13 protein-coding genes are annotated in these 15,814 nt (G+C 37.5%); 9 read left to right on the top strand and 4 right to left on the bottom strand.

The features are described from left to right. Positions 1-355 precede the first annotated feature (355 nt). From ACM0OY_RS22570 to ACM0OY_RS22530, 9 genes are all read left to right on the top strand, one after another. Positions 356-1,027 carry a glutathione S-transferase family protein gene (locus ACM0OY_RS22570; protein WP_414571075.1) on the top strand — a complete coding sequence of 224 codons (672 nt, stop codon included), beginning with the start codon at positions 356-358 and terminating at the stop codon, positions 1,025-1,027. 313 nt (positions 1,028-1,340) lie between these two features. After that, positions 1,341-2,399: a 50S ribosomal protein L11 methyltransferase gene (locus ACM0OY_RS22565; protein ID WP_414571074.1), complete on the top strand. Its 1,059-nt coding sequence runs from the start codon at positions 1,341-1,343 to the stop codon at positions 2,397-2,399. A gap of 230 nt (positions 2,400-2,629) precedes the next feature. Further along, positions 2,630-3,157 (top strand): DUF6190 family protein, encoded by a 528-nt coding sequence (locus ACM0OY_RS22560; RefSeq protein ID WP_414571073.1) that lies wholly within the window; start codon positions 2,630-2,632, stop codon positions 3,155-3,157. A 153-nt stretch (positions 3,158-3,310) separates the two neighbouring features. Then, complete coding sequence (locus ACM0OY_RS22555) at positions 3,311-4,411, top strand: iron-containing redox enzyme family protein (protein WP_414571072.1); 1,101 nt, start codon at positions 3,311-3,313, stop codon at positions 4,409-4,411. A 700-nt stretch (positions 4,412-5,111) separates the two neighbouring features. Then, the gene (locus ACM0OY_RS22550; RefSeq protein ID WP_414571071.1) at positions 5,112-6,386 is read left to right on the top strand and encodes a cysteine desulfurase-like protein; all 1,275 of its coding nucleotides are present in this window, start codon (positions 5,112-5,114) and stop codon (positions 6,384-6,386) included. 144 nt (positions 6,387-6,530) lie between these two features. Beyond that, complete coding sequence (locus ACM0OY_RS22545; RefSeq protein ID WP_414571070.1) at positions 6,531-7,715, top strand: DUF6014 family protein; 1,185 nt, start codon at positions 6,531-6,533, stop codon at positions 7,713-7,715. Positions 7,716-8,021: 306 nt separating this feature from the next. Continuing rightward, complete coding sequence (locus ACM0OY_RS22540) at positions 8,022-8,546, top strand: DUF2085 domain-containing protein (RefSeq protein WP_414571069.1); 525 nt, start codon at positions 8,022-8,024, stop codon at positions 8,544-8,546. Between the two features lie 474 nt (positions 8,547-9,020). Next, a complete protein-coding gene (locus ACM0OY_RS22535) occupies positions 9,021-9,410 on the top strand; it encodes a hypothetical protein (protein ID WP_414571068.1) in 390 nt (129 codons plus the stop codon). Between the two features lie 645 nt (positions 9,411-10,055). Beyond that, on the top strand, positions 10,056-11,015 hold the full coding sequence (locus ACM0OY_RS22530; RefSeq protein WP_414571067.1) for a tetratricopeptide repeat protein: 960 nt from the start codon (positions 10,056-10,058) through the stop codon (positions 11,013-11,015). 171 nt (positions 11,016-11,186) lie between these two features. Here ACM0OY_RS22530 and ACM0OY_RS22525 read toward each other — a convergent pair whose 3' ends face one another. The 4 genes from ACM0OY_RS22525 to ACM0OY_RS22510 form a co-directional block, all read right to left on the bottom strand. Then, positions 11,187-11,843 carry a hypothetical protein gene (locus ACM0OY_RS22525; protein ID WP_414571066.1) on the bottom strand — a complete coding sequence of 219 codons (657 nt, stop codon included), beginning with the start codon at positions 11,841-11,843 and terminating at the stop codon, positions 11,187-11,189. 228 nt (positions 11,844-12,071) lie between these two features. After that, on the bottom strand, positions 12,072-13,349 hold the full coding sequence (locus tag ACM0OY_RS22520; protein WP_414571065.1) for a glycosyltransferase: 1,278 nt from the start codon (positions 13,347-13,349) through the stop codon (positions 12,072-12,074). Between the two features lie 615 nt (positions 13,350-13,964). Then, the gene (locus tag ACM0OY_RS22515) at positions 13,965-15,224 is read right to left on the bottom strand and encodes a glycosyltransferase (protein ID WP_414571064.1); all 1,260 of its coding nucleotides are present in this window, start codon (positions 15,222-15,224) and stop codon (positions 13,965-13,967) included. A gap of 109 nt (positions 15,225-15,333) precedes the next feature. Then, the gene (locus tag ACM0OY_RS22510) at positions 15,334-15,801 is read right to left on the bottom strand and encodes a DUF2141 domain-containing protein (RefSeq protein WP_414571063.1); all 468 of its coding nucleotides are present in this window, start codon (positions 15,799-15,801) and stop codon (positions 15,334-15,336) included. Between the last annotated feature and the right edge of the window lie 13 nt (positions 15,802-15,814).

Here is a 15,814-nt window from a genome sequence, read left to right as displayed (position 1 = left end):
TGTACGCCGATAATGGCATCAGTGTCGCGTTGTGGCTGTTGTTCGGCTATAGTTTTAGCGATCGCTAAAAAAATTTCACATACTACTGCATAATAAGTAACGATTAACCTGATGTATTCAACGAGGGTTTAACCTCAAGCATCATCCCATACATAATTGGGAACTGAGCTATATAAAAAATGCTAACTCAGCCTTAGCGCCTAGTACCGCAAGGCGGAAGTCAAAAGTGTTTGTTATAGAATAAGCCCTTTAGGGATTTTCAATGGTTGCTCTATTTACGCGGCCTTGTACTAGATGAAAGTCTTAAAGTCCGGGTGTTGTTTCCGTTCGAGTTATTCAACAATAGTTTTGAGCAATGCAAATCCCAAAATTAAAGTTAATCAGCCACGAACTTTGTCCCTACGTTCAACGGGCAGTAATTGTGATGCTGGAAAAAAACATTCCTCATGAAAGGGAATACATCGACCTTGCAAACAGACCAGCTTGGTTTTTGGAAATTTCACCTTTAGGCAAAGTTCCGGCTTTGCTAGTTGATAACGAAGTATTATTCGAGTCAGTCGTTATTTGTGACTATCTTGATGAAATTACTCCTGGATCTCTTTATCCTGATAATCCGCTGACAAAAGCAAAATATCGTTCTTGGATAGAATTTGGCTCTAGCATTCTTAACAGTATTGGAAGTTTTTATAGTGCAAAAGAAGAAAGCTTGTTTGAAGCTAAAACCCAGGAACTAATTCAGAAATTTCAAACCTTAGAAGGGCAATTACAGGAAAGCCCTTTTTTTGGTGGTGATAAGTTTTCGTTAGTTGATGCAGTTTACGGGCCGATTTTCAGATATTTCGTGGTATTCGATCAATATAAAGACTGGAGCTTCTTTTCCCAAACTCCTAAAGTTAGGACTTGGCAAAATAACTTACTAAAACATCCCTCTGTTATTGATGCAGTGTTACCAAACTATCCTGAGCTTTTACATCAATTCTTGTTAAAAAGAGATTCTTACCTTTCCCAAATTATTCAAGTGGCGTAATTGTAGAATTTTTCTTCATTTGTAGGTGTAGGGTGTGTTATGCCGTAGGCTAACGCACCTGAAATTGTTGATATTTCGCTAATCTAGACAATCTAAGCTAGGAAAATTTAGTTTTAGTTCAATAGCTTTAAGCATTATTATACATCTATTTAGTGAAGACGCAATAACCAAAATAATTTACGGTTTTGCATAAATATTCTAATTAAATCTGATAAGTTTACAGAAAGCATTGCTTTAGTTTATTGAGCATATTAGGTTACTTAATTTTTTAGATTAAACACCTCATATTTTGTAAATTTCAAGAGTATTCTCTATGACACTAAATACTAGTTTGCTTAGCAATTATCAATCAGAAGAAGTCTGGTTACCTTTTTCAGAAAGTATCTTAGAATGGGATATAGATTTTCATGAATTAATGCTTGGCGATCGCATCAGAATGGCTGCTTATAAAAAAGCTATCCAAGAAGTAGTAAAACCAGGAATGGTAGTTTTAGACCTTGGTACTGGAACAGGAATTTTAGGATTGTGGGCTTTACAAGCAGGTGCAAAACATTTGTATGCCATTGATGTTAATAAAGACATACTTGCCATTGCCAGCGAAAATTTTGCACAAAACGGTTTTACCGGAAAATATGATATTTTTCACGGTATGTCCTATGACATAGATCTGCCAACACAGGTTGATTTGATTATTTCCGAAATTATGGGAAATATCGCAGATAATGAAGATTTTGTCCCAATTTTAACGGATGCATATAAGCGTTTTCTCAAACAATCAGGAATAATGTTGCCGTCTAAAGTGTGCAGTAAGTTAGTACCAATAAGCTCACTCAAAGCTCATCAGCAAGTTCAATCTCAAAAAGTCAAAAGAATAAATGCAAACTACAGTATAGAAAAACTTTTGCAAAGACTAGCAAGTCAAAGTCCGTTTGATACTTATTACGATGCGATTATTCCAGGTACAAGTTATTTGAGTACTCCTCAGGTAGCTAAACAATTCAAAATGGATGGAAATGATAAAGCTGTTTATGAAACTAATCTGACTTTTATTGTAGAAGTAGATGGTATTTTTACAGGATTTAAAGGAAGCTTTAGTGCTAGCCTTTCTGATTCAGTTACTTTAGATATATCAGGCTCTGATATTGCGTCTCATACCACATCAGACAGTTGGAAACACTGCTATTTACCTGTAAAAAGTCCAGTAAAAGTCAAGCAAGGAGATGAAATTTCTCTAGTTTTTAGCCGTTCTTATCCCGAACAGAAAGATTCACAATTTCGTCAATGTTATAAGTGGAATGGAACTATTAAAAGCCAAGGTAAAATCATCAATGCGTTTTATCAAAGTATGGAAAATGAAAATTCAATAAACTAGCGATCGCCCCAATGAAATTCAGCTTCAATAGACAATACAGTTCAGTGAGTGCCAAAAACCTTGCGTAGGTTGGGTTGAGGAAGGAAACCCAACATTTGCGGGGTTTGTTGGGTTTCACTTCAGTTCTACAATTATCCTTAACTGAACCGTATTGCTTCAATAGATAATTTACGCTGTTATCTATTAAATAAAATAATTTTGTACATTTTAATTAATAAAGGAGCTTGTTTATGAATATCTCTCAAACAGAATTAATTGATTCATCATTGTTTTTAGGAATGCATAGTATTGATGAACGAACTAGAATTGTATGTAAAAATTACTTTATTGAGCGTTTACAGACAACAATAAGCATGAGCTTAGAACATGTAGGAGGCTGCGACAATATTATCTGGCTGTATCCACGAGAATTACAAGATGCTTACTATCCTTTCATGGATACGCTACATACAATTATGAATATCAAAAGGCTTCCCTATGATGAAAACGACATCATAATAGCCCTGACAGATTCAGAATTACAAGCTTTATCTATGTATGATAAACTATTAATGGGATTTGCCAAAAATCGCAAAAAATTAGTCTATACAGTTAACAAAAAGCTTCTTAATAGCGGTAATTTACCAATTCATAATCCCCAGCTTTCTGAAGAAAAAAGTTTTCCTGAATCATTAGAGAAGTTGTACCAAGTATCTTTGCAATTAAGAATACCAGACATTCAACTTACTAGCGATTATTACAGCAATTATAATAGCTAGTGAAATATATAGGATTGATATTTGATTTTTGCAAAAATTAAGTAAAATTACAAGAGACTTTTTTACTATTGCCTGTTGCTAAGCAAATTCAGAAATCAAAGTACATTCTTATATCAGCAATACTCTTCTATTTAAATATTAAGGAAATGCAACATGAAGAACGGTAAAGAACTATTTCTATATAACCGCAGCATTTTAGATGCAGATGCTTATAAAAAAATGCTGGAAATTGAAAATTCATGGATAGATGAAATTTTTGATTCTATTGAAAACAAGATAAAAATCATTAAATCAAGAGCAGAGTTTAAAGAAACATTTAATAATTTTCTCCTGGAAGAACGTAATGCATCTCCAGATGATTATGATTACATATCAACACAGATAAGTCTGAAGGAGTTTCAGGTAATTGTCCAAGAGTTTGCTATTGATGGCTTAACTGAAGCTCAATCCTTCTTATCAATAATTGGTAGACTTCCACTAACAGCCCAAATGCCTATATTAAGAGTATTAATTGATGAATTTGGTTGTGGAAATTATGAATATTCACATTCTCATCTCTACCATAAATTACTATGTGAATTAGGAATGCCTACTAGTATCGAAAATTATTTAGATATTACCAATCCTGAAAGTTATGCATTTTTAAATATATTCTATTGGTTAACAATGAGGGCACCATGTGTTGAATATTTTTTAGGAGCTTTAGCATATTTAGAAAGTATGATTCCTTTTACCTTTAAATGCTTTGCGGATGCGTGCGAAAGACTGAATATTACGAATAGTAAATACTATACGGAACACATCCATATTGACAATTTTCATGCAAAGGATATGTTACGTACATTATGGGAAGTAGAGTCTGCTGTTGGTATTGACTATACAAAAGTATGGACAGGTATTCAGATAGCAAGTTTAATTATTGCACAAGCTTTTGATGCGGCTCTTAAAAAAGCAAAAAGAGCAGTTGTAGAAACTATAGAAAGTAAGAATAAAAATTTGATCCCAGCTTCAGAATTTATTTCTGCTGATGTAGATAATTATTCTGAATATTTTGCTATTAACCTCAAAGATAAAAAATATCTACTTCCCAAAAAATGTCCTCATAGAGAAGGGAGAATGTATTGCGGTTCTATTAATGAAAATGGTGGTACTATTATTTGTCCTTTACACTTTTCTAAATTTGATATTGCCACAGGGCAAGTATTATCAGGGCCTACATCTGAACATCTTGATATTATTGAGGTAAGTAGCTAGGCTAAAACTTACGCAAAAACTCTCTGAAACTCTTATTTCTACCGAAGTTCAGAGCGGCGGAAGCCGCCGCTCCGACTTCTCTCCGTGCCCTCTGTCTTGAAAAGTGACGCTCCTACGTCGCTAACGCTGCGCTAACAGAGCGCCGGAAATCGGCGCTCCGACGCAAGGCGACAGGAACGCACTGGCTCGACTTTTCGCTGCGTCGCGCCAGTTGCTACCCTGCGGGAACGCTAAGAGCGAACAAGTCGGGGAACCGCAAGGGCGCACTGGCTTCTCTGTGGTATCCTTCGGGAAGCTGCTTCGCGTCTACGATTTTCCGTTACCTGTGCGTATAAAGTGATGTATAGCCGTAGTCACACAGGTTAGGACATTTTAAAAGCATGGAAGCTAGGAATAGTAATACTTTTACCTCCTGCCTCCTGCCTTCTGCCTTCTGCCTTCTGCTATATCTACTTCAAAGTAGAGTTTAAAAAATTTAGTTAACATAAAAAATCTGTTTTTCACATATTTTCTACAGATATGTGAAAAACAGATTTTTTCGTCAATTATTAAAAATAAAATTGTTAATATCCATTTAAAAAAAATACTAAAACTATTAGTGAGTTTGCATAAATCTCTAATTAATGGTGATAAGTATATACAAGCTATTAATCAAGCATAAAGCCTTGTAAATTCAACAATCATAAATAGTGTGATATCTATGCAATCTTTCGATATTACTTGGGCACGTGCCCAATTTCCAGCACTTGCACAACAAACCAAAGGACAAGCAAATATTTTCTTTGACGGCCCTGGTGGAACACAGATACCTCAACAGGTTCTTGATGCGATTACCAATTATTTGATATATGCAAATGCTAATACTCACGGTGCCTTTGGTAGAAGTATGCAAACTGATGAAACAATAATTGCAGCTCGCACTGCAATGGCTCAGTTTTTGGGATGTGATAAAGATGAGATTGTATTTGGTTCTAATATGACTTCCCTAACATTTGCCCTCAGTCGGGCGATTGGTCGTCAGTTAAATTCAGGAGATGAAATTATTGTCACTAAACTAGATCATGATGCTAATTTTGCACCTTGGTTGGCCTTAGAAGAACGTGGTGTTGTTGTACGTGTTGTAGATATCAATATCGAAGATTGCACACTCGATATGACTAGCCTGATAGAACAAATTAATGAAAATACTCGACTAGTTGCAGTAGGCTATGCTTCTAATGCTGTAGGAACTATAAATGATGTAGCTGAAATAGCGCGAGTAGCCCATAATTTTGGTGCATTAGTGTTTGTTGATGCTGTGCATTATGCTCCTCATGGCCCTATTGATGTGCAGACGATTAACTGCGATTTCTTGGCTTGTTCACCATACAAGTTTTTCGGGCCACACATAGGTGTTCTTTACGGAAAACGCGAACATCTTGGTCGTTTTCGTCCTTATAAAGTTCGACCGGCTTCAGACAATATTCCTGATTGTTGGGAAACTGGTACACAAAATCATGAAGCAATGGCTGGCACAATAGCAGCTGTTAATTATATTGCTGAACTTGGTCGTCGGATTGCTCCAAATGCTTTAGGCTATCGCAAACAGATACTAACAGCAATGAGAGCAATCTGTAGTTACGAAAGAGAGCTTGCTGAGCAACTGGTCGCTGGATTACTCAAAATTCCTAATTTAACCTTTTATGGTATCCGTGATTTAGAAAATTTTGATTGGCGTACCCCAACAATTGGAATTCGTTTAGCAGGTTATACTCCGGGTGAATTAGCCCAAATATTATGTGAGCGTGGTATTTCCACTTGGGATGGCAATCATTATGCCATTAACTTAACTGAACGCTTAGGTATTGAGACAAGTGGAGGCCTATTACGTATTGGCCTGGTTCACTACAACACGTCTGAGGAAATTGAGTTTTTACTAGAACAGTTGAATGAAATTAGCACTGCCAAATTAGTCCCAAGTTTAGTGTCTAGATAATTGAGTAGTATTTAGCTAGTTTAACAGGTTATCAATGCAAGTTTAAGAGTTGATTGAATTCAAACTGATAACCTGTGGCAGCTTAAATAACTAAAAATACTAAGCTTAAGTAAATTATTAACAAATACAACTAGGAGAAATGTCATGCGTAAATTAATACTTACTGAGCCTAAAATTAGTAGTGATGAAGAACTTAATATAGCTTATCAAATTATTTGGAGCATAGAGCATAAAAAATTGAATGATGCCATACTATTACTCGATCGCCTTAGTGAAGGAAGACAGTTTCCTCAATCTTGGATTCAAGCAACCAAATATGCTTTAAAAAATGAAGATTGGTCTGTTTTGTCTGAAGGTTTTATTAAGAAAGAGTTTATTGGGACAGATGGCTACTTTCTTTTAATTGCTCCCCATCAACTTTCTTCTGATAAATGCGAAGTTATTAAGCTGAGCGCTATTTTGGGTAAGGTGATGTCTATAGACTGTGTACCACTTAAAGATATAGAGGAGCAAGCATTAAATATTTTTGGAAAATTATTACAACCAATTACAGAGATTATTCCCATTACATGTGTTTTTGCTTGTAACCGCTTTTATGGTGAAAATAGCGAAGCTTTTATTTTACCGGAATCATGGATGATTCCTGGTAGTTTGGAAGGGCCAGTTATTAACAACATGGCACGTCATCGACAACGATTTCATCAAGTTGTCCGTAGAAATATTCCCCGTATATTTGAGCCGGACACAGCTAATCTCTTGTTAGATTCTCTAGCAGATGAAACTATAGGTTTACAGCGTCAACACATTGAATATCAATATCATGATGCTGGTCATGCAACAGGTTTAGGTATTAAACGTAAAATACAAGATAACTTATTATCTACATATTGGTTTGCTGGGATTGAAGAATGGAGAGCGGATAGCGTAGAATTTGAATTAGCAATTCGGACACTCCCAAATGCAGAAGTTGGCAAATTAATAGCTGCTAATTTTTGTCTGCGTTTTGGTATAGATGCTCAACGCTGGGGAGGTTATGATTACGATACTCATGCAACTTCTAGTTTGTTTAATCTAGAATATCTTTTTAGAAGTTCAGCTTTGTGCATTAAAAAAGATAAGCTTGCACTTCGGAATCCAGATTATCAAAGCTTAGTTAAGGCTATAGAAATGCAGCGTGCAGAGGCTGTATCCATTACAAGAGAAGAGTTATCTCTTGAACATCCTACAGGAATCTTAGGTTGTTATCATTCGATTCAAGTACATCACTCAACTAAAGAGATTTTTCGGAAATTCATAGTAGGAGCGTCAGAAGATATGCAAGAAAATTGATTGTGGGCGGCAAAATTTATTTAGCGATCGCTCCATCTAAATATCCTCCAAAATCAACAATTTACGAGCTATAGTAGTGTACTCTATCCAGACAAAAACTGTTGTCAACTTTATTCCCATTTCCTAATAAATTACAGTACAAATGAAGCTATAGGACTAGTATTTGATTTTTGAAATTACTCGTAGAGTCAGGGAACAGGCAATAGTGAAGAAGGGGATTAGAAGTGTACGGATTTTTTTCAGAAATAATATCGGATTCCTATAAATATGTTAAGTATATAAAAAAAGACAAAATAAGGATATTTTATGCAAAGAATCGTTTCCGCAAGGCAATTAGAATCTCCCAAAAATCTCAATTGGGTCAGTTTGATTGCTGACATTATGCTAGCGGGGATGGTTGTTGGCCCTGTAACTGCTCCTTTTTTGGCTGCATCTGGGGTGTCTTTGCTTGGGGCGATCGCCAATATCATTTACTTTATGGGTAATCATGTATGTCCCCAACCAACTTTGGGCTTAGATTTGGCATCGCCGTATATTATGGCTGTGTGTATGCGCTGCTACGGCACTGTTACAGGTTTACTGATTACTCGTCTGTTGTATGGGGTTACAGGTGGTAAAGGTTTTTACTGGTTAAGTCAGTATGGCTGGAGTGGTGTAGCATTAGCTAGTGTGCTAATGATGGCTTATCCGTTGGAATTAGCAGCAGAGGTTTTCGGTTTGTGGAGTTTTAATAATTATCTGGTTACGCCTTTTGGGTTGATTACGGGTTTGGCGTGGGGATTGTTTACCATGCCGATTTTACACGGATGGCAGGCTGCTAAAACCAGCTGAGATCAATTGTACAGATGTAGAGCGATCGCTTGAGATAAAAATGCAGCGATCGCCATTTTTCATCAACATGTCAAGAGTCTAAATAGCAAAGCTAGCGGATTGTTGAAAAAGGTTGTAAAAAATCGAGTCTCGCCGCATGACGGATTTTACTAACCTAGAAGGTATACAGGGATCGCATCCTAGTTGCAAACTCGGAAAATAGAAGTATAATCAATTGCTATCTCTCTACTAAAAAAACCTCCTGTTTGGGAAATAAATAAATGTAAAAGATACAAGGTAAAAAACTCAAAGATTTTACTTTGATTTTTTGTCACTTGTTTTTCCAGAATCTGTGAGTCTAAGATAACAATTTATTTCATGGTATATATTACAGGTAAATTGCTTCAAGTATCCAGGTTCTTTGAAAACATCATTCCCCTACTAAGCCTTAGAGAAAATTAACCTGAATTGACAACCTAGTTGTAGGACAATTGCATGAAGAAACTGTTAATAAATTTGACTACCAAAACCGCAGCGTTTATGTCTTTGGCTTCAATGCTAATGACCAGTAAAGTTACCACAGCCGGCGAACCAGTAAATACGCAACCAGTAGACCGTCCTGACGCCGCTACTACACCAGTATCAGCAGAAGACCAAAAAGCTTGTGTCAGACATCCGAAACTCGGCCAATTTTTCTGCGCTGGTGCTAAAGAATTATCTCATTTGCAGAAGGGTGCAGCAGAGATTGATGTTACTGATGCTGACCTGGAGAAAGCTTTACTTGGGGTTACAGATGCAGAAAGTGATGCAGCAGTAGCTTTATTTGGCTGTGATTGTGCTGCATCAATAAATTGTTTGCGTCGTCTGCGGAATATTCTTCCTTAGAAAATATTTGTCAAGTCTACCGTTGTATCAAAATCCCGCTAGCCTGCTCTTTAAAAAGGGAGAATAACCTTCTCAAAGTCCTCTTTAAAATCGAGGACTTTGAGAAGAATAGGACTTACGCAAAAACTCTATGAAATTCTTATTTCTTTGCATCCTTGGCGGTTCGTTTTTTCATAATTTTGCGTAAGTCCTGAATAAGCTAAAATTTTGGATACCTCAGCCACTAGTTTTAAAATATCAATACTATTATGCCAGATGGTGAAGTCGTAACTTAACCAAATCAGTATGACTGAGCAATAGAGATAAAAAGCATTGGCTCAATATTTTTCGACTCTGCCATTAAAAGACGGTAGTTTGACAGACTGTCTTTTGACGATATCAGCTAGGAACCAGAAAATTGGAATTGGTAAAGCACTTAAAGCTTTATATTAAACTGGGGAATTGATGAGAATCCTTCTTTGTGAACAGAATTGAGGAGGATTTAAAGGTTTTAATACATCAACCACTACTTTTAACATATCCCGATGGAGTTCGCTTAATTACTGATAGTTGGAAACTCTGCGTACATTAGACCTAATTATAGGTTTTGATCCGAACTTGATATTACGTACTATTTTGGTTCTGTTAGCAATGCGAGATATCATTATGAGTCGCTTTTACCGATTCATGCTCAATTTTGGTATTGCCTTCGCACTCGTCTGTATTTTTATCGCTTCACCTGGGTACTCGCTACCCAATGCCAGTACAGAAATTACAGTCAAAGATTTTTTCAAGTTAGGAATTGAAAAAATGCAGCATGGCAGTTATGGGGAAGCTATTGAAAATTTTACTGAGGCAATTAAGCTCAGAAATGATTTTACTTGGGCTTATAACCATCGCTGTCTTGCTTATCTCAAAGTAAAAGATTATCAAAATGCGATCGCCGATTGCAACCAAGCTCTAAATTTTACACCCAACAATGTGGAAGCATACCTCAATCGGGGATTAGCATACTACAGACAAGGGAATTATCAAGCAGCGATCGCAGATTATAATCAAGCCATCGCCCTCAAACCTAATAATTTTAGATCTTACTACAACCGAGGCGTGGCCCGTTCTATGTTGGGTAATCACCAACAAGCAATATCAGATTACCAACTGGCACTAACCAATATTCCCGAAACATCTAATGTATTGAAAGCAGATATCTACAACGAACGAGGAATCGCTCGTTTTGGGTTATCGGATTTAACAGCAGCTATGCTCGATTTCTCAAAGGCAATTGCTGTCAATCCCAATGATTACAGAGCTTATTATAATCGGGGTTGTGCTTGCGCCAGAAGTGGCGATCGCTCTTGTGCTGTTAGGGATTTTACTGAGTCACTCAAATTTAAGCCAACTAATGCCCAAGCTTACCTGAATCGGGGTATAGCTTACCATCAGCTTGGTCACGAACAAGCCGCAATTGCAGACTTACGAAGGGCGCTGGAATATTTTGCCCAACAGGGAGAAATTACAACCTATGAACTAACTTTAGGTTTACTGAAAAATTTACAGCAGCAACTCTCATCCATATCAGAAATTGCTCTGCTGAAAGAAGAACGGCAATCATTCCTCCCAGTTTGAAGCAAAATTAGTTTTGTCAACAGTAATTAAGCTGCAAATGAACTAAGTTACTAGTACAAGGCGGCGTAAATAGAGCAACCATTGAAAATCCCTAAAGGGCTTATTCCATAACACTTTTGACTTTTGACTTTTGACTTCCGCCTTGCGGTACTAGGTATCTAATTTAGCTGATTAATCAGTTATCGAGGTTTGGGCTGATTTATGTTTACGCTTTAGCCGTAAGCCTACACTTAAGACTCCACAACTCAATGCACCCAATACAAAATTAGGTTCGGGAACACTGGTAAAAGTAGACTTATTTTCGTTTGTGATCCCATTCCAAGCACCAAACTCGTACAACTCTAAGGCATAGCTAAACAAACCATCTGAATCACCAACAAGTTGCAGAGGGGCTGAGAATTTGAGGACAGTACCATCAAGAGTGTATGGTACTGAACCCCGAATATTACCCCAGCCTCCTGAATTTGGTTCCTCCGATCCTATTGGGAAGACATTACGTATCCGCACATCACCTCCAACGTTGATTTCTTCTCCTCGAATAATTGTCTCAAGGCTGGCATAGAAAGGCGATGTTTCACTAAAAACAGGAAATTTCCCATCTATGTTGATAAAGTATTGAAAAGAGTCGGCTTGCCTATCAAACTCATCAACTGAAAAAAAGTCTGGAACCCTATTAAAATCTATAGTAAATAAAACTTCTTTAGTATCAATATTTACAACTGCTGACTCTGATTCTATAAATAGTTCTGCTTGGGCTATTGGCCCTGTCCCCAAAGCAATTAAAGCTGCTCCTGCGATAGATACTGATAAATTTCTGGAATGGGCCATAATTATTACTTCAATAACCCTAATATCGCTATATATAATACAGCAGATAACGTGTTATCAGAAAAAGATTACAGTAATTTCACGTAAAATTTATGAAAATTTACATTAATAATCATAGTTATTCACCTATGTCAAGATGTTGACTGGAAAAAGTGCGTTAGCACGCAACAATTAGCGATCGCTAGTATCCACAATACTAGCGATCGCATGAGGATATGTTTGCGATCCCTATAGTTTTATAGCGCCTGTACTTACCTCCAGATTCTTCGATCCTTCAACAATTTGGTAGAGTTTGTCTTCAAATTTTTCCATACATGCCGACCAATCGAAATCGATTATCGAGGGGCGAGCGTTTCTAGTCATATCTGCCTTCAAGTCGGGATTTTCTAGAATCGCAATCACCTTTTGGGCAAAGTCTGTTGGGTTGTTAGGTTGAGCAAGAAAGCCGTTGCGGCCTGGACATACCTGTTCTGAGGTTGAGGGTGCAACAACAGCAACCAGAGGGGTTCCAGAGGCTAGAGCTTCGTTATTTGTGGTGCAGAAGTTTTCGGTGATAGAGGGGTTAACAAAAACATCTGCTCTAGCAAACCAACCTAAAAGTTCCGTACCGTGGGACTCACCCCAGACGGTAATACCGGATGCAAACTTTTGGGCACGCTGACGGATTTCTTTATCCTGTGGGCCACTTCCAACAATCACCAGATGGACATCAGGGATTTTGGCAGCAATCAGCGGATATATATCAATCAGTTGGTTGACATTTTTTTCCGCGGTGATACGTCCGACAAACAACAAAGTTGGTCGGTCATCGTTGGGAATGGGGTCATAACAAATATTTCTTGGGTGAAATTTCTCGCAATCTATACCTTGATAAGGGAGATATTCAGCACGTTGGCATTTGAGATCTTTGTATTTATTGAGCTGTTCTTTAGAAGAAAAGAAATTGAAATCGTAAGAGTTGCTAAACTGTTTCACCAAAATGGGAATGATTGGACGAATCAAGCTGAAGAATTGATTGCCAAAGTAATATTTGATGTACTCAACAATATCAGTATGGAAGAGTGATATTATTGGCGTACCTGTTCGTTTTGCGTATTGCGTCCCCACAGCACGGCCGTAACCTTGCAAGAAAAATGAGTATAAACCTCTCATTTGTGGTGCTTCTTCAACCACTATAATGTCGGGCTGAAACTTCTCCAGCAGCTTGGTATCACTCCAATGTCGATAGTGCAATGGTTGAGGAAGAGACTTGTAGAATATTAATGGTTTTGTGGGGAAGGCGTAAGTAGATAAGTTGGGAAAAGATTGAATTTCATTTAATCCCTGCATAGGACGATCGCCAACATTTTTGGGGTAGCGATCGTTAATTTGTGGATGGATCAAAAAAACCTCATGTCCCTGTTGCAGTAACCAACGAACTCGTTGATGTACTGCTACAGATACTCCAGTTAAGAAAGGAGCATACAATCCTGTAAATAGCGCAATGCGGAGTCTTTGCTTAGTCATATGAAAAAGGAATTATTTCACGAAAATGCTGGTTTTGGATTTAGGACTTACGCAGCAATGTTTCATGAACATCCTGATTATTCGGCTCAGCAATTCCCCACTAAGATCGAGTTTCGATGAATACTTGCAATTACGTCTGGTGCTATGATACAGACAGATTTGAATTACAAGTAATTAAGCGAACTCGATATATTAAATTTAGATTCAGGATTTACGCATTTACAAACAGTCTCAATTGGAGATTCTGAAAATCATATTTCCGTTCCTTAGTCAGAAATTATCAAAACACTGATAAATTCCAATCAAAATTCCCCTTAATATATTTTGATAACCCTTTGTTCTTAATTCAAGAACATGTATATTAGTTACAAGGGTTATAGTTAATATAGTCTACTAAAAATAAGGTAATATAAATTCAGCACTAGGGAATGTTTAGTCTGATAAGTTTCATGCCCTAGTTTAAGAATGCAAAAGTAAAAAGTTAAAAAGCAAAAGAAAGAAGACTGAAAAGTCCTAAATCATTTGCATAAATAAATTAACCGCAGAGGCACAGAGAGCGCAGAGAGAGGGATCAAAGATTTTCACGGCTGATTGAGGGTTGCTATAGCGATCGCTTCAAAGAGAAACCTTGCTATTAATAGGCTGATCCAACCATTGATAAGGGCGATATTCCACTAGGCGGATATTCCAAGCTCCTCGAACCCGATAGCTGATACCGCGCCAGGTGACTGTTGAAATCCACAGAGATGATAGCATCGCTAACCCATAAACCCATTGTGTTAGCGGAATCCCAATCAACATTTTAATAATTGTAGGGGCTGATAATTTGTTTCTTGGCTGGTCATTCAAGCGAACTACTTGCTGTATGCCTAACTCCAAGACGAGCATCAGCAGAAGTAATCCTGCAATATAGACGTTATAGCAGACAAACAATAGACCTGCGGCTTCCCATTTTCCCTCTAACAATGACTCTAAAATTAACATAATCACTGTAGTCGGAAACAGAATGCTAGAAACAGCTTCACTAACTATAGCCAACCAACGCGGGTGATAAAGTCGAGAACAAAGTATCAAGCGCTTGAGAGAGTCTAGTAAGCTTGCTAAATCAATTTCTTCACGATTAACTGTTAGTAAAGTAGGTACAAACTTAACCTTTAATCCATGTATTTTTAGAACATCATGAATCATCAAATCTTCGCTTAAAGCTTGTGCCCACTTATCTAAAAGTTCTGTTTGGTGAAGCACTTCTGTTTTGATGGCTAAAGTTCCACCCCAAGGAATTTGGAAGAGAAACATTTGAACTACTGTGGATACATTACCTATATATCGCACTAAAGATCCCCAATACCTACCTGTTGGCACATACCAACGGTTACCAGTCGTTGCGCCTACATTAGCATCACCGAGAGGACTGACTAATTCTCGCAGCCAATTGCGATGAACTATAGTATCAGCATCTACTAAAGCAACCACTTTATAGGAATCGTCCAACTCACGGACAGCTTGCACTAAAGAACTACATTTGAGACTACAATTATTGCGTACTATCCTCAAAGGACTGATTTGAACATTGGTCGCTTCTTGCTCTATGATAGTTTCGCTGGCAATTTTCCAAGCAGGATCTTCCTGACTATCAATAACTAACTTTAAATCATAATGTGGATAGTTCTGATTTAGGAGCGATCGCAAACAGCTATGTAAAAACGGATCTGCTCCCCGTAGGCAAAGAATCACCGCTGTTTTAGGCAACTGCTCATCTGCTAATAAAGTTTTTGGAGATGAGCGCAGATACCAAACAAAGATTAGCGTTAAACACACCTGAATAACTAGCCAACCCATCAAAGACTTAGACAGAAATATTGCCAAATCTTCCATTAAATTCTCCGAGAATAGGGCATTGGGAATTGGGGATTGGGGATTGGGGATTGGGGATTGGGGATTCTTCTTTAGTCCCCAGTCCCCAGTTCCTATTCCCCAGTCCCTTTTATGAATCCAACGAGTATTTCATAATGATGTTAACTGTGGTATTATTATTGACTACAAAACTGGCATCACGAAACTTCGGCGTGCCTGTTTGTATGGACACAGTTGGATTTTTAGAAATGCCAAAACCTTCTGTGGGAATGCCAAAAAAGTCTTTGTTGAGTTTGCGATCGCCATTTTGATCGTCAACTACAGCAATAGCATAAGTACCAGGTTTTAAACCAGAGAATTCTTTTGTTACAGAAGTGCCTGTAATCTTAGCGCAGCCACTTTGAACTTCACTAGTACTACTCATGGGAAATCCTTTTTCACCTCCAAAAACCCGGAAGCAAATCTCGCCTTTTTGGTGACGAATTCCATTAACTACAACACTAAGTTTTGCTGTTGATTCAGCGTTCACTGTTTTTACAAAGCTGATGCTTAATAATCCAGCAAGCAAAAAGTGAGGTAATTGAGATAGTTTCAGCATAATTTTGTAGTGA

This window comes from Nostoc sp. CCY 9925 (assembly GCF_963920935.1).
Lineage (GTDB): Bacteria > Cyanobacteriota > Cyanobacteriia > Cyanobacteriales > Nostocaceae > Nostoc.
This window is presented reverse-complemented; position numbering and strand designations above follow the sequence as displayed.